This window comes from Winogradskyella maritima, from assembly GCF_042650215.1.
GTDB classification, from domain to species: Bacteria; Bacteroidota; Bacteroidia; order Flavobacteriales; family Flavobacteriaceae; genus Winogradskyella; species Winogradskyella maritima.
This window is the reverse complement of the sequence record NZ_JBHSAT010000004.1, coordinates 1,220,264-1,247,228: the sequence shown is the minus strand read 5'-3', so window position 1 is coordinate 1,247,228 and position 26,965 is coordinate 1,220,264. Positions and strand designations below refer to the sequence as shown.

Annotated in this window: 23 protein-coding genes; 15 read left to right on the top strand and 8 right to left on the bottom strand. The window is 37.3% G+C overall.

Annotated elements, in window-relative coordinates; translation table 11 throughout:
* Position 1: 1 nt before the first annotated feature.
* The gene (locus ACFOSX_RS06665) at positions 2-1,354 is read right to left on the bottom strand and encodes a Na(+)-translocating NADH-quinone reductase subunit A (protein WP_386098265.1); all 1,353 of its coding nucleotides are present in this window, start codon (positions 1,352-1,354) and stop codon (positions 2-4) included.
* A 268-nt stretch (positions 1,355-1,622) separates the two neighbouring features.
* Between ACFOSX_RS06665 and ACFOSX_RS06660 the strand changes: the two genes are divergently transcribed.
* The 3 genes from ACFOSX_RS06660 (at position 1,623) to apaG (ending at position 4,746) form a co-directional block, all read left to right on the top strand.
* Entirely contained in the window at positions 1,623-2,870 is a 1,248-nt protein-coding gene (locus ACFOSX_RS06660; protein ID WP_386098263.1) for a type IX secretion system plug protein, read from the top strand.
* 78 nt (positions 2,871-2,948) lie between these two features.
* Positions 2,949-4,322, top strand: coding sequence for a pyridoxal phosphate-dependent decarboxylase family protein (locus tag ACFOSX_RS06655; RefSeq protein WP_386098261.1), 1,374 nt, complete (start codon positions 2,949-2,951; stop codon positions 4,320-4,322).
* A 37-nt stretch (positions 4,323-4,359) separates the two neighbouring features.
* Complete coding sequence (gene apaG / locus ACFOSX_RS06650; protein WP_386098259.1) at positions 4,360-4,746, top strand: Co2+/Mg2+ efflux protein ApaG; 387 nt, start codon at positions 4,360-4,362, stop codon at positions 4,744-4,746.
* On the opposite strand, the gene ACFOSX_RS06645 is transcribed toward apaG, so the two are convergent.
* A complete protein-coding gene (locus tag ACFOSX_RS06645) occupies positions 4,739-5,746 on the bottom strand; it encodes a DUF6695 family protein (RefSeq protein WP_386098257.1) in 1,008 nt (335 codons plus the stop codon). The two genes, apaG and ACFOSX_RS06645, sit on opposite strands and share 8 nt — an antisense overlap.
* 158 nt (positions 5,747-5,904) lie before the next feature.
* Here ACFOSX_RS06645 and pruA point away from each other — a divergent pair, with 158 nt between their 5' ends.
* On the top strand, positions 5,905-7,530 hold the full coding sequence (gene pruA, locus ACFOSX_RS06640) for an L-glutamate gamma-semialdehyde dehydrogenase (protein ID WP_386098255.1): 1,626 nt from the start codon (positions 5,905-5,907) through the stop codon (positions 7,528-7,530).
* A 334-nt stretch (positions 7,531-7,864) separates the two neighbouring features.
* Here the strand turns inward: pruA and rsmG are convergent, their stop codons facing one another.
* On the bottom strand, positions 7,865-8,497 hold the full coding sequence (gene rsmG / locus ACFOSX_RS06635; protein WP_386098253.1) for a 16S rRNA (guanine(527)-N(7))-methyltransferase RsmG: 633 nt from the start codon (positions 8,495-8,497) through the stop codon (positions 7,865-7,867).
* 144 nt (positions 8,498-8,641) lie between these two features.
* Between rsmG and ACFOSX_RS06630 the strand changes: the two genes are divergently transcribed.
* Positions 8,642-9,742 (top strand): fatty acid desaturase family protein, encoded by a 1,101-nt coding sequence (locus ACFOSX_RS06630; protein ID WP_386098251.1) that lies wholly within the window; start codon positions 8,642-8,644, stop codon positions 9,740-9,742.
* A gap of 10 nt (positions 9,743-9,752) precedes the next feature.
* Positions 9,753-10,937: a pyridoxal phosphate-dependent aminotransferase gene (locus tag ACFOSX_RS06625; protein ID WP_386098249.1), complete on the top strand. Its 1,185-nt coding sequence runs from the start codon at positions 9,753-9,755 to the stop codon at positions 10,935-10,937.
* Here the strand turns inward: ACFOSX_RS06625 and ACFOSX_RS06620 are convergent, their stop codons facing one another.
* From ACFOSX_RS06620 to trkA, 4 genes are all read right to left on the bottom strand, one after another.
* Positions 10,938-11,216: a hypothetical protein gene (locus ACFOSX_RS06620; protein ID WP_386098247.1), complete on the bottom strand. Its 279-nt coding sequence runs from the start codon at positions 11,214-11,216 to the stop codon at positions 10,938-10,940.
* 86 nt (positions 11,217-11,302) lie between these two features.
* Positions 11,303-11,551 carry a hypothetical protein gene (locus tag ACFOSX_RS06615; protein ID WP_386098245.1) on the bottom strand — a complete coding sequence of 83 codons (249 nt, stop codon included), beginning with the start codon at positions 11,549-11,551 and terminating at the stop codon, positions 11,303-11,305.
* Positions 11,552-11,736: 185 nt separating this feature from the next.
* Positions 11,737-13,230: a TrkH family potassium uptake protein gene (locus tag ACFOSX_RS06610; protein WP_386098243.1), complete on the bottom strand. Its 1,494-nt coding sequence runs from the start codon at positions 13,228-13,230 to the stop codon at positions 11,737-11,739.
* 12 nt (positions 13,231-13,242) lie between these two features.
* Positions 13,243-14,592, bottom strand: a complete 1,350-nt coding sequence (gene trkA / locus ACFOSX_RS06605) for a Trk system potassium transporter TrkA (protein ID WP_386098241.1) — start codon at positions 14,590-14,592, stop codon at positions 13,243-13,245.
* 131 nt (positions 14,593-14,723) lie between these two features.
* Here trkA and ubiE point away from each other — a divergent pair, with 131 nt between their 5' ends.
* Positions 14,724-15,455 (top strand): bifunctional demethylmenaquinone methyltransferase/2-methoxy-6-polyprenyl-1,4-benzoquinol methylase UbiE, encoded by a 732-nt coding sequence (gene ubiE, locus ACFOSX_RS06600; protein WP_386098239.1) that lies wholly within the window; start codon positions 14,724-14,726, stop codon positions 15,453-15,455.
* A 2-nt stretch (positions 15,456-15,457) separates the two neighbouring features.
* Positions 15,458-16,171 carry a type IX secretion/gliding motility protein PorT/SprT gene (gene porT, locus ACFOSX_RS06595; RefSeq protein ID WP_386098237.1) on the top strand — a complete coding sequence of 238 codons (714 nt, stop codon included), beginning with the start codon at positions 15,458-15,460 and terminating at the stop codon, positions 16,169-16,171.
* Here the strand turns inward: porT and ACFOSX_RS06590 are convergent.
* Positions 16,164-16,895: a TrmH family RNA methyltransferase gene (locus tag ACFOSX_RS06590; RefSeq protein ID WP_386098235.1), complete on the bottom strand. Its 732-nt coding sequence runs from the start codon at positions 16,893-16,895 to the stop codon at positions 16,164-16,166. The genes porT and ACFOSX_RS06590 overlap by 8 nt on opposite strands.
* A 106-nt stretch (positions 16,896-17,001) precedes the next feature.
* Here ACFOSX_RS06590 and tamL point away from each other — a divergent pair, with 106 nt between their 5' ends.
* The 7 genes from tamL to ACFOSX_RS06555 all read left to right on the top strand — a co-directional run bounded on the left by tamL (position 17,002) and on the right by ACFOSX_RS06555 (position 26,773).
* Positions 17,002-19,602 (top strand): translocation and assembly module lipoprotein TamL, encoded by a 2,601-nt coding sequence (gene tamL, locus ACFOSX_RS06585; RefSeq protein WP_386098233.1) that lies wholly within the window; start codon positions 17,002-17,004, stop codon positions 19,600-19,602.
* A gap of 124 nt (positions 19,603-19,726) precedes the next feature.
* Positions 19,727-20,794 carry a class II fructose-bisphosphate aldolase gene (gene fbaA, locus ACFOSX_RS06580; protein ID WP_386098231.1) on the top strand — a complete coding sequence of 356 codons (1,068 nt, stop codon included), beginning with the start codon at positions 19,727-19,729 and terminating at the stop codon, positions 20,792-20,794.
* A gap of 126 nt (positions 20,795-20,920) precedes the next feature.
* Entirely contained in the window at positions 20,921-21,778 is an 858-nt protein-coding gene (gene accD / locus ACFOSX_RS06575; protein WP_386098229.1) for an acetyl-CoA carboxylase, carboxyltransferase subunit beta, read from the top strand.
* 261 nt (positions 21,779-22,039) lie between these two features.
* Entirely contained in the window at positions 22,040-23,773 is a 1,734-nt protein-coding gene (locus ACFOSX_RS06570) for a tetratricopeptide repeat-containing sensor histidine kinase (protein WP_386098227.1), read from the top strand.
* Between the two features lie 14 nt (positions 23,774-23,787).
* The gene (locus ACFOSX_RS06565; RefSeq protein WP_386098225.1) at positions 23,788-25,707 is read left to right on the top strand and encodes a histidine kinase dimerization/phosphoacceptor domain -containing protein; all 1,920 of its coding nucleotides are present in this window, start codon (positions 23,788-23,790) and stop codon (positions 25,705-25,707) included.
* A gap of 72 nt (positions 25,708-25,779) precedes the next feature.
* Positions 25,780-26,472 (top strand): LytR/AlgR family response regulator transcription factor, encoded by a 693-nt coding sequence (locus ACFOSX_RS06560; RefSeq protein WP_386098223.1) that lies wholly within the window; start codon positions 25,780-25,782, stop codon positions 26,470-26,472.
* Positions 26,473-26,575: 103 nt separating this feature from the next.
* Positions 26,576-26,773: a hypothetical protein gene (locus ACFOSX_RS06555; protein WP_386098221.1), complete on the top strand. Its 198-nt coding sequence runs from the start codon at positions 26,576-26,578 to the stop codon at positions 26,771-26,773.
* The last annotated feature ends 192 nt before the right edge of the window (positions 26,774-26,965 follow it).

The following is a 26,965-nucleotide window of genomic DNA, read 5'->3' as shown; positions in this document are numbered from 1 at the left end:
TTTAACCAATCTCTTTAAGCATTAAGTCTAATCCGTTTCTTATAATTTGCTGATGTGGTTGTTTAGACACACAAATAAATTCTGTTAGTGCAAAATCTTCTGGCGCTACCTCATACATACCCAAAGCTTCCATTTCATCTAAATCCTGATACATACAGGCTTTTAAAATCTGAAGCGGGTAAATGTCCAACGGAAATACATTTTCATAATTTCCTGTAACTACAAAAGCACGATGCTCACCATTTGTATTGGTGTCTAACTCGTACTTTTTGTTCGGTTGCATCCACGAGAATGTAAATGCTCTTGATGGCGAAATCTTATCGAAAACCGGCTTGTTCCAACCGAAGAATTCGTAATCATCCCCTTCTGGAATAACTGTAATTACGTTGCTGTAGTAATCTAAGTTACCATCTGGCTTTACTTCTTTGCCAGATAAAACGTTTCCAGAAATAATTCTATCGTTACCGTTCTGCTCCACACCATTATCGTAAACCATTGTCGACACCTCAGCACCAATCTTAGTTTTGAAATAACGAGGCTTTTTAACTGAAGACCCTGCAAAAGCGATGATACGTTCTGCATTGAATTTTCCGGTGAGTAATAACTCGCCAATAATCACTAAATCTTGTGCGCTGACCGTCCAAACGGTTTCACCTTTATTGACTGGGCTTATTTTGTTAATCAGAGTACCCACATTTCCTGATGGATGTGGTCCTGATACTTTATGAATCGTTGCATCATTCAATCCTGCTAAAGGTGAATTGCTATTTTTTCCAACAGAAATATGAACGTCACCAGCTGTAAGTTTAGCCAAAGCTGAAACCGCCGTCTGAAGCTCTGCTTCTTTTCCTGCCAAAGTATAATCCAAATCCGCCGCTAAAGGTGCACTTGCGTAACCTGAAATAAAAATACCTTTTGGCTCAGACTCAGGGTTCGCAACCACATCATAAGGTCGTTGCTTTATAAATGCCCAACATCCTGAAGCTAATAAATGAGCTTTTAAAGCCTCTGCATTGGCATTGGCATCAAACTTTCCGTGGTCTACAAACTCTTGTGCTTTGTCCGCCGTGATTTTAATACCGTCTATTCGGCGTTTTGGCCCACGAATCACTTCTGCAATCGTTCCAGAAACTGGCGACACAAATTTCACCGCTTCATTTTCCTTGTTGTAGAACAAAGTCTCTCCAGCTTTAACGTGCGTACCTTCTTTGGCAACTAATTTTGGAATGATACTGTGGAAATCTTCGGGTCTAATGGTATAAGAATTGCTTAGAATCGCATTTTCGGTCGTCTTTTCGGCTTCTCCGACCAGCTTAATATCTAAACCCTTTTTAATTCTGATGTCTTTTGACATATGTAGCAAAGATTAGTTATCTAAAAATCGGTGCAAAAATACGAATTTCTCTTACAGCTACCATAATTATTCAATTTAAAATTTAGCCCAAAAAGGACATTGTTGTAATTCTGAAATCGTTTGTTGAAGCTAATCATGAATTTATCGTTCCCCTAGATTAAATCTTTGAACAAAATTTTGAATCGGATTACTTAAACTCTTGATTCAAAACTTTTCATGAAATTACTTAGGCACAGAAATTGCTTATCTTTGAAACAAATAATCTTATATGCTTAAAAGACTTTCTCTTCTTTTTAGTTTAATGTGGTTTCCGACCTTGATTTCGGCTCAAGCTACCGAGGTCAATCCTCCAAATTTCATTAAAACCATAACCTTTACAAGCAATACGCCCGAAAGTCAATTACCCATTTTTAGATTAGGCGAACCCTTACGCCTTCAATTTGATGCGTTAACGACAAACGAGGAAGATTTCTACTATAAAATTGAGCATTTTAATTATGACTGGACTCCTTCAAACTTAGTACAAGGCGAATACCTGAGGGGTCTAGACAATCAACGTATAAGAAATTATTTGAATAGCTTGAATACGCTTCAAATGTATTCGCACTACGATTTAAGAATCCCTAATGAAAACACCAAGGGCTTTCTCAAAAGCGGTAATTACATGATTAGCGTTTTTGATGATTATGGCGAGTTGATGTTCTCTCGAAAATTCATGATTTTTGAAGATGTTGTTGCTGTCAGCGCACAAGTAAAACGTACGCGCGATTTAGAAACTATTGAAGAAAAACAAATCGTAAATCTTACCATAAATACAAGAGATGTTCTGTTGAACAATCCATTGGAAACCGTTAAAACCATGATTGTGCAAAACAATAATCTAAAGACGGCAATTACTGATTTAAAGCCACAATACACGCTAGGTCAAGAACTGATTTACCGTTACGACCAAGAGTCGTCCTTTTGGGCGGGGAACGAGTTTCTGTTTTTTGACAACAAGGATTTACGCGCCGCAACAGTGGCCATTCAATTTATTGATTTAAAAGATATTTATCATAACTATCTTTTCACCAACGAAAACAGAAGCGAACAAATTTATACCTATTGGCCAGATATAAACGGTAACTTCCTAATTGATGCCCTAGACCGTGACAATGTCAATGTAGAAGCCGATTATGTGTCTGTACACTTTTCACTGAAGATTGAAGAATTAAAAAATGAAGATGTTCATGTCTACGGGAATTTCAATAATTTCACACCGGACGAAGAAACCAAAATGACCTTTAACCAAGAACGTGGTGTTTACGAAACCGAACTTTTATTAAAACAAGGCTTTTACAATTATAAATATGTTACTCTCGCTAGAGATGGCACCATTGACGAGTCCGCGACTAGCGGTAATTTTTGGCAAACCGAAAATAATTATAAAGTCCTGGTCTATTACAGGGATTTAGGCGCTAGATATGACCGATTGATTGGTTATGGGGAAGCCAGTTCTGTGAATATTAGAAATTAATTTCTTCCTTCGGGGTCTTATTTGTAAGTTTCCTATCATTTTCTGACCAAACTAAGCGTTATACTTTTTAAACTGATTATGCAGAAAGACATTGCCTTATTTTCTGAACTTTGTGAGGTATTACTCAGCGAAGAACAATCGCAACCCGTAGCAAAGCCTATCCCAACATCCGATTTATTCTCAACACTAGATTTAAGCCTTAATCACGAAGGCATTGTCGATGAGGAATTGACATCGAAACTTGGTGACATTATAAAATACACCCCAAAGACAGCATCAAAGTCGTTTTTCAACCAGTTGTTTGGCGGTCGTATAGGCAAAGCCACTTTGGGTGATTTGTTGGCAGTAATGTTGAATAACAGCATGTATACCTACAAAGTCGCTGGACCACAGGTTGGAATTGAAAAGGAAATCATACATCAAATCAGTCGTCTTGTCGGGTATCCTGAAGGAAGTGACGGCACCTTGGCACCAGGCGGTTCAATGACCAATATGATGGCCATGCTTATGGCGCGAGACCTTAAAGCACCTGAGGTCCGTACTGAAGGCCAAACCAAAAAGATGATGGTGTACACCTCGGAAGCCTCGCACTACTCCATCGCAAAAAATGCTGCTTTGACGGGAATTGGCCGTAACCAAGTACGACTTGTAAGAACCAACGATAAAGGCGAGATGCAAGCAGAGCATCTTTCAGAATTAATTCAAAACGATTTAAACGAGGGCCACATTCCGTTTTTTGTTAATGCTACGGCAGGCACCACAGTTTTGGGTGCTTTTGATAATATTAGAGCTGTTTCAAAAGTCTGTAAAACCTTCAATTTGTGGTTGCACGTGGATGGTGCCTATTGTGGCGGTGTTATTTTTAGTGAACGCTACAAACATCTTGCAGATGGTGTAGAATTGTCAGATTCTTTTAGTATTAACGGCCATAAAATGCTGGGCACACCATTGGGCTGTAGCATTATTGTGACCAAACATAAGGAACAGTTGTATAAATCCTTTTCCAACGATGCTGAATACCTCTATCAAACCGATGGTGATGACTATAATTTAGGAAAAACCTCATTGCAATGTGGGAGAAGAAACGATGCTTTAAAATTGTGGACGCTTTGGAAATCCATTGGCACATCAGGATTAGAACAATTGGTAGACAAGCAGTTTCAATTGGCGACTATTGCTAGAGATTACATCAAAAGCAATCCAGATTATACCTTATATAGTTTTGACGATTCAATTTCGGTATGCTTCAACTATAAAGATATTCCGGCTAAAGAATTATGCACGGCGCTGTATGAAAGTGCAGAACTTATGGTTGGGTTTGGGCAATTTAAAGACGATGAATTTGTAAGAATGGTCACCATCAATTCCGTATTGGAACCAGACGATATTTATGCTTTCTTCGGGAAATTAGAAACATTTGTCGAATCTAAACTGTTAAAAACCTTGGCCTAAATCATTTATTCCAAAAAAATACTACATTAGCACCAATATGGTACAACAAGTCACAAGCGGTATTAAAATTTCAGTGGAAACTGAATTTGAAGGCACATTCTACAAAGAGTATAAGGTGCACTTTGCGTTTGCGTACACGGTCACCATTGAAAATCAGAGTGAAAATACAGTACAGCTACTATCAAGACATTGGGATATTTCGGACGCTTTAAACAATCCAGAAACTGTTGACGGCGAAGGCGTAATTGGCAGACAACCTTTGTTAATGCCTGGCGAATCTCATACGTATAGCTCTGGTTGTTTATTGACCTCTCCTTTTGGTGGCATGAAAGGCCATTACAACATGACGAATATTGAAACACAAGAGGAATTTAAAGTCTACATCCCAGCATTTAAACTAAGTGCGCCGTTTGCTGTTAACTAGGCGAATAGGTATCTTTAAAATTGAATTTATACCGTTTCCCTTCCTGTTCTACATGAAAGAACAAACAGTTTGAATACTGCACAAATTGATAAGGCAAATCATACCGAAAGCCTTGTTCTTCAATTGTAAAAACACCATCAATATCTACATTTGCGTATGGAGAAATGCGCCTGAATCTAAATTCAGATTCTGAACCCAAGTCATACAATTCAAACCAAGCGCCGGCTGCTATGCCTGGTAACCACTGCGCATGCGATTGTTTTTCTTCGTTCTCTCTCGGTTCCAAAGTGCCAACAAAACTAGGCTGATGTTGTTGCAATCGGTCCAGAAAATAACGGCGATTGGCCTTACTCACAGAATCTGTATATTCTGAAATTTCACCCGCTTCAGACACCTGGTAAATATAATTTTCCGTATCTGCGATAACGACATTACCCACCGTACTTGGCGTAAATCGCTTTGAGGCAATAAGTTTTCGCTTAATTTTTTCATCAGTAACTCCAGCAATCAAGGCGTCGGTGACAAAGCGGGCGCAATTACAGGCTACTTTCTTAAAGGCCGCATAGTAGATAAAGCCTTCCGCCTGTCTTGCTGAGATATGCGTTCGGGCTTCGTTGTAATTCACGGCCGTGCAAACTGAAGCCACCAATTTGCCCTCACCATGAGTAAGTTTGGGATGTGTTCCCAAAAATTTCAGAATGTCTTCAAGGTTTGAAATGCTATCGCATTCAAATGTTGCTTTCAATGGAAAGTTAAGCTCTGCATCCGTATCTCTTCCCCTTACTCTTCCGTAGGGTTCTGGTGTAATATATCTTCCGAAGTCATGATACTCCAAAACACCTCTTGCTTTGTTGATAAGTACCATCGCCGCATGACCGGCACGGACGTAATTGCGTTTTCCAATTCCAATTCGGAATAAATATTTAGAATACCACTCTTCAGCAACCATAACTATGGTTTCAGGATAAGCTAGCGTGATGATTACGGCGTCGTCTTTCAAATATATGTCAGTTAGTTAAGAGCAAAGTCTAAAACGAAGCGATGAACTTACAAAATTAAAAGCAAAATTAGGATTTACTTAGGAATTGCCATTAAAGCAACATCATTAAAAATTGTACCTTTGCACATCAAAATTTCTAATTAAAAAATCAACATAACATGGGAAAAGGATTCTTTAACGTACCAATTGCCGTCAATGAACCTGTAAAATCTTACGCACCTGGTTCTCCAGAGCGCGATGCTGTTTCTAAAGCATATAAAGACTTATTTAATAGTAGAACGGAAGTGCCATTATACATCAATGGTGAAGACGTTAAAACGGGAAATACCCGAACAATGAGCCCGCCACACGACCATAAACATGTGGTTGGTGAGTATCATTTAGCCGAAAAATCCCATGTTGAAAAAGCAATTTCTACAGCATTGGAAGCTCGCAAGACCTGGGCAGAATTGCCTTGGGAACAACGTGCCGGTATTTTCTTGAAAGCTGCCGAACTGATTGCTGGACCATACCGTGCCAAGATCAATGCGGCAACCATGATTGCACAGTCAAAAACCATTCACCAAGCTGAGATTGACGCTGCTTGTGAGTTCATTGATTTCTTAAGATTCAATGTACAGTTTATGACGGAAATTTATCACGATCAGCCAGAAAGCACATCTGATGCATGGAACCGATTAGAATACCGTCCGTTAGAAGGGTTCACCTACGCCGTAACGCCATTTAATTTTACAGCCATTGCTGGAAACTTACCGGCATGTATGGCATTGATGGGTAATGTTGTCGTTTGGAAACCTAGTGACAGTCAGATTTTTTCAGCTAAAATTATTATGGATATCTTTAAGGAAGCTGGTGTTCCGGATGGAGTTATTAACGTGGTCTTCGGAGACCCAGTTATGATTACAGAAACGGTATTGGCGAGTCCAGATTTCTCAGGACTTCATTTCACCGGGTCCACACATATTTTTAAAGAACTCTGGAAGCAAATAGGAAATAACATCCATAATTATAAAACCTATCCACGCATTGTTGGAGAAACCGGTGGTAAGGATTTTATCGTTGCCCACAAATCAGCAAATGCTAAGCAAGTAGCTACAGCCATTTCGCGCGGCGCGTTTGAGTTTCAAGGTCAAAAATGTAGTGCAGCCTCTCGAGCGTACATCCCGTCTAATCTTTGGCCAGAGGTTGAAGCGTTTGTTAAGGAAGATATCGCATCGTTTAAAATGGGCTCCCCAGAAGATATGGGTAATTTCATTACGGCCGTAATACACGAAGGCTCGTTTGACAAATTAGCCAAGTATATCGATGGTGCAAAATCAGACCCTAATGCCGAAATTATTGCAGGTGGTGGTTACGATAAATCTAAAGGTTACTTTATTGAGCCAACCGTCATTGTAACTTCGGACCCAAAGTACACTACCATGTGTACGGAGCTCTTTGGCCCAGTGATTACTATTTACGTGTACGATGAAAACAAGTATTCCGAAACCTTAAAATTAGTTGACGAAACCAGCGAGTATGCCTTAACAGGAGCAATTTTATCACAGGACAGATACGCGATACAAGAAGCGACTAAAGCCCTTCAAAATTGTGCTGGTAACTTTTATATTAACGATAAGCCAACAGGTGCCGTTGTCGGGCAACAGCCGTTTGGTGGAGCTAGAGCATCGGGCACCAATGATAAAGCAGGAAGTGCGCTCAATCTTTTACGTTGGGTATCACCCCGCATGATAAAAGAAACTTTTGTAACACCTACGGATTATAGATATCCGTTTTTGGGATAAACCTCAAAAAGATTACATATTAAGAAAGCTATCTCATTGGGATAGCTTTTTTTATGATATAAAAAGAAAAACCACTATAAAAATGACCATACACCCTAAACCTATTAGGACGTCACTGTTTTTAAATAAATCGATGAATGATTTCATAACATGTCTTTTTTAACCGGAAATCGGTTGAGTTAAAAATTAAAATGCTATTAATCGAAATAAGAAACTCTGCTTAAATGTATTTAAAACTATCTCAACGCTTTGAAGCTTTTGAGTAAATACCAAAAAATTCGATAAAATGTTGATTTTCAATGAAGAAATACCTCATTGACGCAGAAAGATTTTTTTAGGACACTTTATATTTCATCGGTAAGTAAACGATCTTCTTGGTTTCAAAGAAGTCTTCTTCAAAATAATCAGACAACGGAAAAAGCTTTACCGTACTATATTTTGAAAGTTCCTCCGTTAAATCACCGCCTTTAAGATATAGGATGCCGTTTTTAAGGCTATTCTTTTGCTCTTTTGCGATTTTACCTTTTACCCATTTCGTAAATTCTGGCATTTGGGTCACGGCTCTGCTTACAATGAAATCGTATTGCTCATCAATGTCTTCTACCCTACTATGCGTGGTTCTAATATTTTGAAGGCCCAAAGCTTCAGCCACACCATTAATGACCTTTAGCTTTTTGTTGATGCTATCCACCAAATGAAATTTACAATTAGGAAACATAATCGCCAATGGTACACCCGGAAAACCACCGCCAGTGCCCACATCTAAAATGGAAGAGCCATCAGCAAAGGGCATTACCTTAGCTATACCCAGTGAATGTAGCACATGTCGTAGATACAACTCATCGATATCCTTACGAGAAACTACGTTGATTTTGGCATTCCACTCTTTATACAAGCCTTCCAAAGCTTCAAACTTGTGAAGCTGGTCTTCCGTTACATCTGGGAAATAGTTCTTAAGTAATTCCATAATAGATATTTCGGCAAAAATAGTCAATTTCTATGGTCTTAAAATCAGTATCAACAACAGGGTGGTTCGTTTATTTATTAATATCTTTGACGCTTCCATAATGATTTCTTTTTATATTCGTTATGGAAATAAAACTTAAGGCTTATGTCATCCCAAACGCTTTCATTTTCTCGTGCTGATTCGGCAAAATTTTTCCGAACGCTCAACAAACGCGTCAATTCATATTTTAAAGAGAATAATATTAAACGTACAGGCAACTGGAAACTATGGCTAAAAACCATTGTGATGTTTGCTTTATTTTTAGCACCGTACTTTTTACTACTTACGCTTAACATCCCAACTTGGGCACAACTTCTGTTAACGGTGGTTATGGGAATTGGTATGGCCGGTGTTGGTATGAACGTTATGCATGATGGCAATCATGGCTCCTTTTCCAATAAGGAATGGGTTAACCGTTTAATGGGAAGTAGTATCTATATTCTAGCCGGAAATGTATATAACTGGAAAGTACAGCACAATGTCCTTCACCATACGTATACAAATATCCACGGTCATGATGAGGATTTGGAAGCCGGGCGCGTCCTTCGCTTTTCAAAACACGCTAAGTGGTATAAACATCATAAATTTCAGCATTACTACTCAATTTTACTCTATGGATTATTAACCATTAATTGGGCTATTACCACCGACTTTATGCAGATGAGTCGTTATATGAAACGTAAATTATCCTATGGGAAATTCCCAAATCCTGTGGCTAATTGGAGTAAGTTGGTGATTTCAAAATTGATTTATATTAGCATGTGGATTATAATTCCGATTGCGTTAACAGACTTAGCTTGGTATGAAGTTATCATAGGCTTCTTAATTATGCATTATGTAGCAGGTCTCATCTTAAGTGTTGTTTTTCAACTCGCCCATGTCATGGATGAAGCTGAAATGCCAATGCCAGAAAAAGACGGTACCATGAAAAATACTTGGGCCATTCATCAATTGAAAACTACAGTTAATTTTGGTGCTAAAAATTGGTTGGTCAATTGGTATACAGGTGGTTTAAATCACCAAGTAGAGCATCATATTTTTCCACATATCAGTCATATTCACTATGGAAAAATTGCTGAGATAGTAAAGTCTACGGCCAAAGAATTCAATCTACCTTACAAAGAATACAAAACAACGCGCAAAGCTGTTATTGCTCATTTCAAATTTTTGAAAGAGATGGGCATGAAGCCTGCAATGACTGCATAAACACCAACGCATGAATCAACTCTCTGATAGAATTAACAATCTATCAACCTCTGCCACCCTAGCCATGGCTGCCAAAGCCAGAGAACTCAGAGCTGAAGGAAAAGATATTATAGGACTAAGCCTAGGCGAACCCGATTTTAATACACCAGACTTCATAAAAGATGCCGCCATCCAGGCCATTAACGATAACTACAATAGTTATACGCCAGTTGATGGTTATGTGGAATTGAAACAAGCCATTATAACAAAGTTTAAGCGTGACAATAATCTAGATTACAGTCAAGCGCAAATTGTAGTGTCTACTGGTGCAAAGCAAAGCTTGTCTAACGTTGCCTCAGTAATGCTGAATGACGGAGATGAAGTGATTTTACCTTGCCCATATTGGGTAAGCTACGCCGATATTGTGAAGCTTAATGGGGGTGTTCCTGTTGAAGTTAAAACCAGTATTGATACAGATTTTAAAATGACCGCGACTCAATTGGAGGCGGCCATTACGCCTAAAACCAAAATGATTTGGTATAGTTCGCCCTGTAATCCTAGTGGCTCCGTCTACAGTAAAGATGAATTGAGAGCCTTGGCTGATGTACTGCAAAAACACCCTAATATTTTTGTGGTTTCTGATGAAATCTATGAGCACATCAATTTTATTGGGGGTCATTTTAGTATGGCAGAGTTTGCCGATATGAAAGACCGAACTGTAACCGTCAATGGAGTTTCAAAAGCTTTCGCCATGACAGGATGGCGAATTGGTTACATTGGTGCTCCAGATTGGATTGCCAGAGCCTGCAACAAAATGCAGGGTCAAGTCACGAGTGGCGCAAACTGTATTGCACAACGTGCAGTAATTACAGCCCTGGAAGCAGATCCATCTAAAATCAAATATATGGTGGACGAATTCAAAGAGCGTCGACAGCTTATTCTTGGACTTTTAAGCAAAATTGAAGGATTTATCTGCAATGAACCCGAAGGCGCTTTTTATGTATTCCCGGATGTATCTTACTATTTCGGAAAGACCTTAAATGGCACTGTGATTCACAATGCTTCAGACTTTGCCATGTACTTGTTGGAGCACGCTAACGTAGCGACCGTAACAGGAGAAGCTTTTGGCAATCCTAATTGCATTCGTATTTCTTATGCGGCGTCACAAGAACAGATTGTTGAAGCCATTAAACGAATAGCCAAAGCAGTTTCTTAGTTAGGTTAAAATCAGAATTGCAGTTACGAGGGCAAGGAACCCAATTAAGGTAAGTACAGAGACTTTTATCCACCAAAATTTACGCTCTCTTTGCATGCGTTTCCTGATAGCATGAAGCTGTTTTTCTGATGCTTGAGGCAAATCATATTCCGTCTTTTTAGAAAATCCCTTATAATCGCCTTTACCCAAACTTTTAAAACGCTCTCGCTTTGCACGACGCATTTTTTCGTTGTTCTTAATAGCCGTGATCATGGCTTGTGCTGACCCTCCGAATCCCATAGTCATAAGTATTAATGATTAAAATTTGTGAATAAAAAATGCCTTCCGAAGAAGGCATTAGTTTAAGATCTATATGTTTTTTTGATCTAAAACATAATCGCGATTACAGTTAAGAAAATGCTAAGTTTTAGAGCGACATCAATATGATTGACCATATTGAATTGTTTAATTTTTAGATGTTGTCTAATGCCAAAAACTGATTTTGATGTTGACGCACTATAATTTTGCGCGGCCAGTTTTTTGTAGTTTGAATTTGATAAAGATTCAACGGCGAATGTCTGTGAACCCGGTTCGGGACCTGGGTCAAAATCTTGTGTTGTTACTGTAATTTCCATAATGATTGATTTTAGATACTGAAACAAGTTCAGCATTAATTGGTTACATAGATATGACGCACATATAATTAAAATGTTACAAGCATATATTCCATAAATGATTAAAAACCAATACCTAACCCTCGGAAGTTGCCGTAGATTCTAGACTTTCGATAATTGAAAAATTTTTAAATTTCTACAAACACTTAACGGTTTCGCCAGAAAAAAGGTGTTAAAAGAATAAGTACCGTGAAAAGTTCCAATCGACCAATAAGCATTAAAAAAGTCGCCCACCATTTACCTCCATCCGGCAGAGCTGCATAATTATCCATCGGTCCAAAATCTCCTATTGCAGGCCCAACGTTACCCAAACTCGAAGCTGCCAAACCAATACTCGATTCAAAATCGATTTGAAACATAGAAAAAACCAAAGCACCAATAATGAACGAAAGCATGTATAAAATGAAGAATCCCAAAATATTAAAGACAATATCACCAGAAACCGATTTATTGTTATAACGTACTGGCAATATAGCGTTGGGATGTAAGGCGCGTTTAAATTCCATAAAGCCATTTTTAATCATCACCAAATGGCGAACCACTTTAACGCCACCAGACGTACTTCCTGCTGATCCACCCAAGAACATCAACCCAAAGAAGAAAACCGTTAAAAATGGTGTCCATGCCGTGTAATCTGCTGTAGCAAAACCTGTTGTTGTGACTATAGCCAATACTTGAAACAAGACATGCCGAATGGAAGCTTCCAACTCACCAAAAACCATAGGATGATTGACCGTAGATGCTGCAAAATCTGCTCTAAAATAAACGATGATTGAAGCGACAATCGTGAATGCCAATATAAACTTAGCATAGAGTTTAAACTCTTCGTCTCTTATAATTTTCTGAACACGACCTTTAAACGCGAAATAACTCAAAACGAAGTTGGTTCCCGCCACAAACATAAAAAAGATGATGATGTATTGTATTGCAGGATTGTCATTCCAATGCGCAACACTTGCATTTTTAGTCGAAAAACCACCAGTAGACAATGTACTCAATGCATGATTTATAGCATCAAAAAAGGACATCCCAGCGAGTTTCAATAATAGTGTCTCAGCTGCAGTATACCCCACATAAATCAACCAAAGTCGTTTTGCGGTATCCGTGATTCTTGGATGTAATTTATCGCCTCCAGGGCCAGGTGCTTCGGCTGCAAAAAGTTGCATCCCTCCAATCCCCAACAATGGCAGAATTGCAATGGCCAATACGATGATTCCCATGCCGCCAATCCAGTGCGTGGTACTTCGCCAAAACAATATACCTTCTGGTAAAATTTCAATATCGTTTAAAATACTGGCGCCTGTTGTGGTGTACCCAGACATCGTTTCAAAAAAAGCATTTGTAAATGAAGGAATTGCTTCGGTAACCAAATATGGCAAAGACCCAGAAAGTGACATCACAATCCAACCGAAAGCAACAACGATATAACCTTCTCGCTTATTCATTTCCTTTCGGTGCTTTCTGGTAAATACCATAAGCAATGCACCAAGAAGCAAAATGGTTAATCCAGAAACCAGCAAGCGCATGGTAACGCCATCGCTGTAAATAAGACTAATAAGTGTTGCGATCAACATAAAACCGCCATTGCATAACAACAACAATCCAAAAAAATGGAATATAATTTTATAGTTGAGTTTCATTGCAGACATGAGCTAGGCAAAGAATTGTTCTACCTCTGAAATGGATCTAGGCAAGCAACATACTACGACTCGGTCACCAGATTCTACTTTAAAATCGCCAAGAGGAATAATGCCCTCTCCATTTCTAATAATTCCGCCGAAAATGGCAGAACGCGGAAAATCGAGATCCTTGATTTTTTTATTGGAAATTTTTGAATCTTTCTTTACTACAAATTCCAAAAGCTCCGCATTCATGTTAGTAACTTTAGTCATGGCCACAACTTCACCTTTACGGATGTATCTAAAAATACTGTTGGCGGCCAAGAGTTTTTTATTGATTAGGGTATCAATACCTATGGACTGTGATAATTGATAATAATCCATATTTTCAACTAAGGCTATTGTCTTTTTAACTCCCTTAGATTTTGCCAAGAGGCAAGACATGATGTTGGTTTCAGAATTACCGGTAACTGCTATGAAGGCGTCTGTATCGGCTATATTTTCTTCATCTAATATTTCAACATTTCTTCCATCACCACAAATGACCAAAGCGTCAGGTAGGTCATCAGCTAAATCTTCAGCAATCTCTCGCCTACTCTCAACAATTTTCACATTAAATTTACTATCGCAAAGGTCTCGTGCTGTTTTGTAGCCAATCTTACTGCCACCAAGAATCATAACATTCTTAATGTCCACTTTTACCTTACCTGATAAATCGAACAATTCCTCATCACCCCCTTTTGAGGTCATAAATACTACTTTGTCACCTTCCTTAAAATACGTATCACCACGAGGAATGATGGTGTATTGCGTTCCATAACGCTGAATAGCAATAGGAATAAAATGTAATTCCGGATAAAATTCTGCCGCTTCTTGCACGGTTTTACCAACAAAATCGGCGGTACGGGACAAGCGTAAAGCCAGCATAGTGAGTGCGCCATCCTCAAACTCAAAAGAATCGTTAAATCCGTATTGGTTGAGCAGTAATTCTATTTCCGAAGCCGCCAATGATTCTGGTGAAATCAATTCATCAATTCCAAATTTTGAAAAACCAACAACTTCCTTATTTTCTATAAATTCTGTATTTGAAATACGTGCTACAGTTCGCTTTGCTCCTAGCTGTTTGGCCAAGACACAAGCCGTAATATTTGTAGCTTCGGTAGAGGTAACCGCTATAAACAATTCTGCGCTTTCTATTAGTGCTTCCCTAAGGGTGGAAATTGACGTAGAATCCCCACGCAAAACCCTGATATCTAAATGTTCACTAGCGTAATTAAGACCTTCCTTTTTGGTATCAATCAGTGTGATTTCCTGAGATTCATAGGACAAAAGTTTAGCCAAATGAAATCCCACTTCTCCAGCACCCGCGATAATAATCTTCATTCTTGTTGTTTGAGAAAAACATACAAATATACGGATATTTTGAAGGTTTGATTGAATCAAAAATCAATATAATTATAATCTTGCACCTTCATTTACAGCATTCAAAAACTTATATTTGCCTAAAATTTTCAATGTCTGAAAAAGTAAAACCATACAAAGACAGTGACCTCAACAAAAAGGAACAGGTCACTAAAATGTTTGACACCATTTCTAAGGAATATGATGGTTTAAACCGAGTTATTTCCTTTGGTATAGATATTAAATGGCGTAACCGTGTGGTGGATATTGTTAGAAAAACCAATCCCAAACAGATATTGGATATTGCTACCGGTACAGGTGATTTAGCGATAAGTATGGCAGATACCAGTGCAGAGAAAATCATTGGGTTGGATATCAGTCCTGGCATGCTTGAGGTTGGTGAGGAAAAAATAAAGGCCAAAAACCTATCCGATAAAATTGAAATGGTTGTTGGTGATTCCGAAGACATGCCATTTGCCGACAACACCTTCGATGCCATCACTGTAGCTTTTGGAGTTCGTAATTTTATGAACCTAGAAAAAGGTCTTGAAGAAATTCTACGCATACTGAAACCTGGAGGTCTCTTTGTGATTCTGGAAACGTCTGTTCCAACAAAACCTGTTTATAAACAAGGCTATTCTTTTTATTCAAAATACATTTTACCTACTATCGGCAAGGTATTTTCTAAAGACCGAAGTGCTTACAAATACCTTAGCGAATCGGCTTCAAAATTCCCATTTGGGGAAGCGCTAAACAATATTATTAGACAAATTGGGTTTATTAATGTCGAAGACCACCCGCAAACATTTGGCGTGGCAACCATATATACCGCCTCAAAAGCATAGAAATGAAGCACATCTTAGTCATTTTCGCTGTTTTTTTCAGCATTCAAGTGAGTACCGCTCAGCTTTTTACCAAAAAGAAATTGATAAATCTTGAGAATATGGACAAAAAAGTCCTGTCCTGGGGTTACTTTATTGGGTTGAACTCATACGATTTTAAGTTTGAATATGAGCAAAATCTCGAAGACATCTTGGTTGATAAAAGCACAGGATTTCAATTAGGACTTACAGGGGATTTACGTTTAAACGACCACCTCAATCTACGTTTTGAACCTGGCGTATACTTTGCCAAGCGTAACATTCGTTATGACGAAAGTTATTTTGATGGGCAGGAATTCAACGATAATGACTTGCTTCGCGAGGTGCAATCCACTTACATTCACTTTCCGCTGTTGATGAAGTTTTCCACTAATCGTATCAACAATTTTAGACCATTTATTGTTGGTGGGGTCTCTACTTCTTTAAACTTATCCAGTAACGAAGAAAACCCAGACGACAACTCGGCAGGGCAGTTTAGAATGACCAACAACACCTATTACTACGAGGTTGGTTTTGGTATTGATTTATACCTGCTTTACTTCAAATTTACGCCGTCCATTAGAGGGGTTTTCGCCTTTAACGACGAAATTATCCGTGACTTAGACCCTAACAGTCCGTGGACCGGCAACATCCGAAGCGGTAAGACTCGCGGGATATTTATCAACTTTACCTTTAGGTAATTCGTCTTTTTATCTCGGCCAAACATATTGAAGTCGCAGTTGCTACATTTAAGCTTTCCGTTGCTTTTTTGTTGCCGTATTGCGGAATGGTAATGCGCTTAGATATTAAGTTTGAAACCCCTTCAGAAATACCATTGGCCTCATTACCCATAACAAGAATCCCTGCGTTTGAAGACAATTCTGACTCATAAATTGAAGGACTATCCAAAAATGTACCGATAGTTTCGGCCTGAGACTGCTCTAAAAATTCCTTCAGATTTATATAAGAGATATTTACTCGAGTCAGTGAACCCATAGATGCTTGAACAACTTTTGGATTATAGCAATCCACAGTCTCCAAGCTACAGACCAAATCTTGCACGCCAAACCAATCGCATAGGCGAATGATGGTACCGAGATTTCCGGGGTCGCGCACATCATCTAAGGCCACAATTAATTTTGAATCGTCTATTGGTTTTGGCTTCGGTTTTTCAAAAACCGCCAATGCCTTGTTTGGCGATTTTAATTGACTAATTTTTTTGAGGTCTGCCGTAGAAATTTCGGATTGAAGAGAGGTATCAACATCAAATCGTGTATCTGTAGTGTACAAATGTTTTAAGTCGAAGTCTGAAGATAAAAACTCTTCAATTCCCTTAACACCTTCCACCACAAAAAGACCGTCTTCATCTCTATATTTTTTTTGAGATAAGCGCTTAATTAATTTTATCTGGTTCTTTGATAACACTAAAATGTCTTTACTTTTGTTTAGGCCAACTAAGTTCACAAAATAAATCTTTTTTGGACTAATTTTTGCGTTAGTTTTACATTATAAATTTTAGGATAGAACAGATTTGAAGCGTCTTCAATGCACTTACTGGTTTAGACATCGCAGTTTTAATGCTGGTTTGTTCTGTTTTTTAATCGCACTTTTTTCTGTGCTTCAATCCTGCAATACCGTAAAGCGAGTTAAAGATGGGCAACATCTGTTGACAGAAAACAAAATTGTCGTTGATGGCAAGGTGAGCAACAAGGAGCGAGTGAATAACATTCCTGTTCAAAAGCCAAACAATACCTTTTTACCTATTGGTAATTTTCCGCTTCGTCTTCATATTTACAATTTGGCACGTCCAAATATCGATTCCATCCTTCAAGAAAAAGTCTACAGCGACTCGGCGAAAGTAAAACGAAAAATAAATCTGCTCTCCGAAAAACAGTTTGAACGTGAAATGCAAAGTCGAAAAAACTTTAACGCCTGGTTAAAACGAACAGGTGAAGCACCCGTCATTGTTGACGATACAAAGACTGAAAAATCTTCAAATAGATTGCGGGCTTACTATTTTCAGCGCGGTTTCTTCAATAATGAAGTGGATTATGAGATAAAACGCGACTCCAATAAGAAGGCACAAGTGACCTACACTGTTACACGAAATGCAGGTTATAAAATGGACTCCTTAGAAACGTTTATTGAAACGCCCATAATAGATTCCTTATACAATGCCAACAAGGCAGATTCAAATATTAAAATAGGCAAACAATATGATGAAGCCGATTTTGAAGCTGAACGCACCCGAATTAATAGGGTTATGCGAAATAACGGTGTGTACCATTTTGGGCAAGAATATGTGAGCTTTGAGCTAGATACCGTTGGACGTAATAAAAAATTTAAGACCGACTTAATTATTGACAATCGCAGGATTAGAAATCAAGATACGACCATACGTGAGCCCTTTAAAATGTATAAGATAAAGGACGTCAATATTTTTACGGATTACACGTATGAAAATCAGGTCGACAGTGAAATAACGGATTCCATATCGTTTAACGACTATAATCTGTATAGTTTTGATGAGATGAAGTTTCGTCCAAAGGCTCTAACGGATGCGGTTTTTATTCATAAAGGTGATTTATATCGCGATATAGACAGAACACGGACGTCTCGATTTATAAATCAGTTACAGATGTTCAACTTTCCGAGTGTGGAATATGTTGAAAACCCTCAAGACACTACATTGACTGCTAATATTTATTTGTCACCAAGAAAAAAGTACAGTTTAGGTGTTTCTTTTGATGTGTCTCAAAGTAATATTCAAACTGTTGGTTTTGCCTTTAGCACAGGTTTAAAAATCAGAAATGTATTTAGAGGTGCAGAAACCTTGGATATTTCGGCGCTTGGTTCCATCGGTGCTTCAAAAGACAACCGGGATGAAAACGACCCATTTTTTGACATTAATGAATTTGGTGGTACCATCGGATTGACTATTCCTAGGTTTTATTTGCCTTTTGATGTAGATAATATAGTACCTAAATATATGTCGCCTACCACTAAAATCAATATCTCGGCGACCAGTCAGCAAAATATTGGTTTGGACAAACAAACACTATCCAGTGTCTTTGCTTATCAATGGAATCCTAGTGATAAAGTCTATAATGGGTTGGAATTATTCAATATTCAGTATGTTAGAAATCTTAATGTCGGAAATTATTTTGGGGTATACCGAAATTCATTTAACCGATTAAATGCTATTGCGCAAAACATCGGTGAGATAGGTCCGGATGAAGAACTTCAAAATCCTCCAGAATCCACAGAACCGAGATTTCAACCCGCCAATGATTTTATTTCTGATGTCTTAAATGGCAACACCAGTTTGACTAGCACAGACCAAGATTTTATCACGGTAAATAATATTGACCAACGTAAAGACCGATTAACGGAGAACAACTTAATCGTATCCAGTAGTTTCGATTATCGTCTTGATAAACGCGAAGGTATTTTTGACAATAACTTCTCTACGTTTAAATGGCATGTTGAATTAGCCGGTAATCTTCTTTCGGGCATTTCAAGTTTTACTGGAGCTGAAAAAGATGACGAAGGGCGCTACGAAATTTTGGGCGTTGCTTTTTCACAATATTTTAAAACGGAATTGGACTATATAAAATATTTTGAAATGGGCAGAAAGAGCGTCTTGGCTACAAGAAGTTATTTCGGTATAGCCATTCCTTTTGGCAATTCCAACAGTATTCCGTTTGCTGAAAGTTTTTTCGGAGGAGGCCCTAATGATAACCGTGCTTGGACGGCTTACAATTTGGGGCCAGGAAGTTCGTCAACGATCAATGAGTTCAGCGAGGCCAATCTTAAATTACATTTTAGTGTTGAGCAACGTTTTAACATCTTTGGGCAATTTAATGGGGCCATTTTTGTGGATGCTGGAAATATTTGGAATGTTTTTGATAATGTCGATGACGAACCATCAGTCTTTGGAGGATTAAAATCCCTACGCGATATTGCTGTGGGTAGTGGTTTTGGGTTGCGTTATGACTTCACATATTTCGTTATTAGAGGCGATATCGGTTTTAAAACCTATAACCCTGAGCGCCCTTTGGGCGAGCGATGGTTTAAGGAATATAACTTTCAGAATGCAGTTTTTAATATAGGCATCAACTATCCTTTCTAAAGGGCTCTACACTTGATCATACCTAAAACAATTTTGTGATTTTACAGGCTTTCAAAAGAGATTTCTCGTAAAGAATCTTCAAATTTTGTGTATTTTTGAAATTCAAAAACTAACGAACAAAACTATGAGTCACTCTATAAAACCTGGCGTTGCCACGGGTCACGAAGTACAAGCAATTTTTATTCATGCAAAAGCTAATGGCTATGCACTTCCTGCTGTTAATGTTATAGGATCCAATACTATCAATGGCGTTTTAGAAACAGCTAAAGCGCTGAATGCACCAGTGATAATCCAATTTTCAAACGGTGGAGCGCAATTTAACGCTGGCAAGGGCTTGAGCAATGAGAATCAAAAAGCGGCAATTGCCGGTTCTATCGCCGGAGCAAAGCACGTGCACCAAATGGCCGAAGCTTATGGGGTCCCTGTGATTCTTCATACGGATCATTGTGCAAAAAAACTACTACCTTGGATTGATGGCTTGTTAGATGCCAGCGAAGCTCACTTTAAAGAAACAGGAAAGTCGTTATACAGTTCACACATGATTGACTTATCTGAAGAGCCGTTGGAAGAAAACATCGAAATCTGCAAAACATATCTCGAGCGTATGAGCAAAATGGGCATGACTTTAGAGATTGAATTGGGGATTACTGGTGGTGAGGAAGACGGTGTAGACAATAGTGATGTCGATGCTTCAAAATTATACACCCAACCCGAAGAAGTTGCTTATGCCTACGAAGAATTGAGTAAGGTAAGCGACCAGTTTACCATTGCGGCAGCTTTCGGAAATGTTCATGGCGTTTATAGACCTGGTAATGTAAAATTAACGCCGAAAATCTTGAAGAACTCACAAGAACACATCTCTGAAAAATATAATGTAGAGCACAACCACATCGATTTCGTATTTCATGGAGGATCTGGCTCAACGGTTGAAGAAATCCGTGAAGCAATTGGCTATGGTGTCATAAAAATGAATATTGACACAGACATGCAATACGCCTTCTTGAGTGGAGTCAGGGATTATATTCAAGATAAAAAAGATTATCTACAGACACAGATTGGAAATCCGGACGGGGATGATGTGCCTAACAAAAAGTACTATGACCCACGCGTTTGGTTGCGTAAGGGCGAAGATGCTTTTGTAGAGCGATTGAAAAAGGCTTTTGAAGACCTCAATAACGTCGACACATTATAAGATTTAGCCTTTGGGTTATTTTATAATGTTTTACATTTGCAGTTAAAACTAACTAAAAATTACGATTGGAATGTGAACGGCGGTAATTTTGCTGTTCCACAATCAGGAATCTAAATCGACATCCATATGGCTTGGTTTAAGAGAAAAGATAAGGGTATTCAGACCTCAACTGAAGAAAAAAAAGACACACCCAAAGGCCTTTGGTATAAGTCTCCAACAGGAAAAATAATCGATACCAAAGAGCTTGAAAAGAATTTTTATGTAAGCCCAGAAGATGGTTATCACGTAAGAATTGGAAGCAAGGAATACTTTGAAATATTATTTGACGACAACAAATTTGAAGAATTAGATGCCAAACTATCATCTAAGGATCCGCTTAAGTTTGAAGACACCAAAAAATACCCAGATCGATTAAAAGCGGCCCAGGCTAAAACCGGATTAAAAGATGCCGTACGCACAGCAGTGGGAAAATCTAAAGGGAATGATTTAGTCATTGCCTGTATGGATTTTAAATTCATTGGTGGTTCTATGGGGTCGGTAGTCGGCGAAAAAATTGCCAGAGCAGCGGATTATTCGCTAAAGCATAATATTCCGTTTATGATCATCAGTAAGTCTGGTGGTGCACGTATGATGGAGGCCGCTTTGTCTTTAATGCAATTGGCAAAGACTTCGGCAAAGTTAGCGCAATTGGCAGATGCTGGCATTCCTTATATTTCCTTATGTACAGATCCCACAACAGGAGGTACTACAGCTTCTTTTGCAATGCTTGGTGACATCAATATTTCTGAACCTGGTGCTTTAATTGGTTTTGCTGGTCCACGAGTTGTAAGAGATACCACGGGTCAAGAGTTACCAGAAGGCTTCCAAACCTCAGAGTTTTTGCTAGAGCACGGTTTCTTGGATTTTATTACGCACAGACAACATTTAAAAGATAAGGTAAATCAGTATATCGATTTGATACTGAATCAGCCTTTAAGAGCGTAATATTTTTACTACCTGTATCAAAAGAACCTCACCCCTATTAGCGGTGAGGTTTTTTTATAAGTGTTTTTAGTCTTAATTATATTCCGTTTATGGACTTTGTTATAGGATTAAAGTATTAAATATTAATTTAATACATCATTTATACTTGCATATTATCAATAGTAATAATCATAAAGAGTTTAAAATATGCGCAAGACAATTACGACCTCTCTATTTCTAATAATTACTTTAAACACGATCGGCTATTCTCAAAATGTAGCTTTGATTGATTCATTACAAAATATCATTTATAAAACAGAAGATGATACTCTAAAAATGCAAACCTATAATCAATTGAGACGCGCCACTTATTATAGTGATCCAAAAATGTCTGAGGGTTTTACAGAGAAATATCTAGAATATGCTAAAAAGATTAAAGATTCTCAACAAACTGCCATCGCCCATTTTTATATTGGAAATGCCAATGTAGTTCAGAGCAACTTTGAAAAAGCACTTACAAATTATTTTAAAGCTTCAGATTATTTTGAGCAGATTAAAGACTCCTCTAGGTATAGTTCCACTTTAAACGGTATAGGTGCGGCCTACGAAAATAGTGGCAATGATTCTCTATCACTCAAATATTTTAAAAGATCTCAAAGTATTAGTAAATCTATAGGTGATAAAAGAAGGAGCGCAATAGCTCTTAATAGCATTGCAAATATTTATAAGAGAAGAGGGGAGTTGGAACTTGCAAAAAAATATATGGAAAATGCAGTTTCAGAAATTTCAGAAACGTCACACCAACAATACATCAACCTCATCTCTATGGGCTTGGCTAATATTTACAACGATTTAGAGCAATACGAAAAAGCTTCAACCATATACGCCGATGTGGTCACTAAATTAGATACCGTTTCAGATGTATTTAGCTATGCAACCGCATTGAAATGGCTAGGTCACTCTTCCATTATAAAAAATAAAAAATCTGAAGGCCTTCGACTCATGAAGCAAGCCTACTCTAAATTTGAAGCCAATGGATTTTCTGATGAAGTATTTGATATGATGCCTGATTTAATTAATGCCTATAAAATCAACGGCAATTACAAAGAAGGACTTGAACTGTCATTTGTCCATCAAAAGCTAAAAGATTCTATATTCACTGTGGAAAAGGACAGAAACCTTTCAGACGCCCTTCAGAAATACGAAACCGAAAAAAAAGATGCCCAATTAAAACTGATCAGTGCAGAAAATGAAAAAGCACAACAGCAAAAACGAACTTACATAATCTTAGCTATAGCTGGTCTATTATTTGCCAGTTTGTTAGGCTATTTTGGTTATAAGAACAGGCAGAAAAACAAAATATTGGACCGTCAAAAGAAATTGTTAGAAGCAACTTTAGATGAAAAGAACGTATTGCTCAAAGAAGTACATCATCGTGTAAAAAATAGCTTTCAAATTGTATCTAGCCTTTTGTATCTACAGTCGGAAAGTGTTGAAGACAAGGAGGCTAAAATTGCAATTAAAGAGGCCGAAAACAGGGTCCGTTCTATGGTTCTAATTCATCAAAAATTATATAATAAAGATGAATTAGTAGGCATTAACACTAGAGACTATTTTCATGATTTAGTTTCTGATATTTTTGAGAGCCACCAGTTTACAGACAAAAAAATCGAATACCAATTAGATATAGAACCCATGGTTTTAGACGTTGAAACCATCACCCCTATTGGCCTAATTTTAAACGAACTTATTATTAATACTCTCAAACATGCTTTTGTTGAGGTCTCCGAGCAAAGCAAATTAATAGTTAATTTTAATAAAGAACAAGAGGGCTTACAGCTAATTGTTGCCGATAATGGTAAAGGCTTTGTTTCTGAAATTAAAGAGTCTTCTTTCGGTATTAGACTTATGAAAGCACTATCCAAAAAACTGAAAGCAACCTTAGACTATACTATAAATAAATACAGTGGCACCACGGCTACTTTAATTATAAAAAAGTATAACTTAGTCTCTTAAGATTAATATAATACATGAGTAATTCCAGAAATTTAGTTACGCTTTTGATCATTATATGTTGCGGACTGAGTTATTCACAAACTGAACAAAACACCAAAAGCTATAAGCAAATAGACAGCACTTTGGCGTTAGGTCTTACTGAAAATTACTCCGGTATTAACCGTTTGCTTTGGCAAATCTCTCTTGAACCTTTTGAAAGCGCGCAAGAAAAATTTGACTATTTAAAACCAAAAATCAGCAAAAATGATTCGCTTTTATTCTACTTCTATCAACACCAATTAAGTACTTTTTTAAGAGTTGGACAACCACAAAAAGCATTGCTGTTTAGTGATGAGGGCATTAAAATTGCCAGAGAACTAAAATCTGATATAATTTCTTACGAGGTGTTTCAGTTAAGGGCGAACATATATACCAACTTAAGTAATACTGATTCCGCACTATACTATATAAATCGCTCAGAAAAGATTATTGTTAAAAATGAAAGACTAAGACATAAAATGGCAAGGGTGTTTTATCAAAGAGCGATAATTGCCAATACTTTAGATGACCCTGAGGAAGAGGACGCCTACATGGAAAAAATAGCTGAAGTGGTTTTAAAAAATCCTTCGAAGAAAATGACCTACAACTTCTCAATTGTTGTTTATCACTTTAAAAACAGAAAAAACTTTGAGAAACATGCGTATTATAGCCAAAAGTTTCAGGAATATCTAATTAAGAAAGATGTAACTAAAATACCTGAAAAACATGTCTCCTATGCTTCAATGCTAGAGTTTGAGGATACAGCGACTTATATTAAGGAGCTTAAAAGTATACTTGAAGGAGACGATTATCTCGCTTACGACTTTTATAAAATTCAATTGGCTAATCAAATTGGTCAAGGGTTAATGGCTCTAAATAGATATGATGAGGCAATTGATTATTTTAAAACTTCATTAAACTATAATAAGGATGATGTTAATATATTCAGTAAGCTAATTAGTCATAATTCACTTTATAAGTCTTACTTAAAAATCAACAATTATAAAGATGCAGTTCGTGCATTAGATGACTATATGTTGGTTCAAAATAAAATTAGAGACCAAGAAACTATTAACAAAGTTGCCGAACTTAACGTGCAGTTTGACAGTGAGAAAAAGCAAGCGCAGATAGAACTACTAGATTCAGAAAATAAAGCTCAAACTCTAAGATCTCGTCAATATGCTACTCTAGCTATCTTTGGATTATTATTCACCTTTCTAATTGGTTATTTTGCTTTTAAAATTACATCTAAAAACAAAAAACTAAATTCTCAAAAAGCTCTATTAGAAAGCACTTTGGATGAAAAAAACACACTGCTTAAAGAGGTGCATCATCGGGTAAAAAATAGTTTTCAAATAGTATCTAGCTTGTTATATCTACAGGCAGAAACAATTGAAGATCAAGAAGCTAAACTCGCAATCAAAGAAGCTCAAAACAGAGTTCGTTCAATGGTTCTTATACATCAAAAACTCTACAACAGAGATGAGTTGGTTGGTATAAATACTAAAGACTATTTCAACGACTTGGTTAAAGATATTTTTGAGAGCCATCAAACCATTGATAGAAATATAAGTTATAATTTAAATATAGAACCCATTATTTTAGATGTAGAAACCATAACCCCCATAGGTCTTATTTTAAACGAACTTATTATAAACACATTAAAACATGCCTTTAAAACGGTATCTGAAGCTAATAATCTAAGAGTGAATTTTAATAAACAAAATGACCAATTAGTACTATCTGTTGGGGATAATGGCGTGGGACTTAAATCAGAAGTAAAATCAAGTTCCTTTGGTATAAAGTTAATGAAAGCCCTATCCAAAAAATTGAAGGCAACATTAAATTACAATTCTAATCCTGGCGAAGGAACAATGGCCGTCCTGAGTATCAATAGATATACAATAGTCACCTAGTCACTAAAAAAACAGAGGCATTCACTAAAAAAAACATGACCCTGGGTGTACTGCTCTTATCTTAAACTGTAAATGCATACTATAAGTATATATATTGTTGAAGACGAACCGCTAATCGTTTCTACTATAGAAACAGCGCTACTAAAGCAAGGCCACAAAATCGTTGGTGATGCTGAAGATACAGCTACAGCATTAAAAGAGATCAACATACTTGATCCGGACTTAGTTCTTATAGATATACAACTCGATGGGCATAAAGACGGTATAGACTTAGCATTTGAATTGGATAAGCGTCAGCAACCTTACTTATATCTCACATCGCAAACAGATCCTAACACCATCACACGAGTAAAACAAACCAACCCCTTAGGCTATATTGTAAAGCCATTTACGGAGAATGGACTTAGAAGTAATATTGAATTAGCTTGGCACACACACACTACGCAAAAAAAGAACTATCTCATATTTAAATCTAACGGAAAGCTTAGGCGTTTAAACCAAGATAGCATCCTATATCTAAAAGCCTTTGATAATTATTGTTATGTGGTTACTGCATTTGAAAGTTATTTGGTACCACACACCTTAAAGTATATGTCTGAAGATTTAGATTCTACCAAGTTTATTAAAACACATCGGTCTTTTTGGGTAAATATGCAGCATATTGAAAGTATTGACAAATCTACAGTCATGGTTGCCAAGCATAAGATACCTTTAAGTTCTTCGAACAAAAATAGTGTCCTTGCCTATTTCAAAATGAGTAATTAAATCTTCATTCACTTAATTTTTAATGCTTTACACTAAAAAAAATATTGATCTGACCAACCTTTATATAGCTTTAGAAAGCTATTAATCAAAAAATTTAATAATCATGAAAACGTCAACAGTCATACTTTCGTTACTAGTATTGAACTCGAGTGTTTTGGTAGGTCAATTGTCAGCTTCAATTATCGGAAATGTCAATCCTATCTTAATGATGGGAAGTGAAGCTTTGCTAGCCTTAGGGTACTATGGCTTTAAAGTTATTAAAGATGTAAGGGATGTCTTTGATGTAGATGTTTCTCTCTGAGCACATTTACGTCACCCTTATTATAGAGAAAGCCTCTGGTCACGGTACCAGAGGCTTTATATTTTAATGACATTAAGTTGAGAACCATTAAATACTTTAGTGTTAAGTCTACACTACCCAAGATAGATCCACTAAAAAAAAGTGCTTGTTCACTAAAAATAAAGCACGCTTCACCAAACTTAAAATAACTTT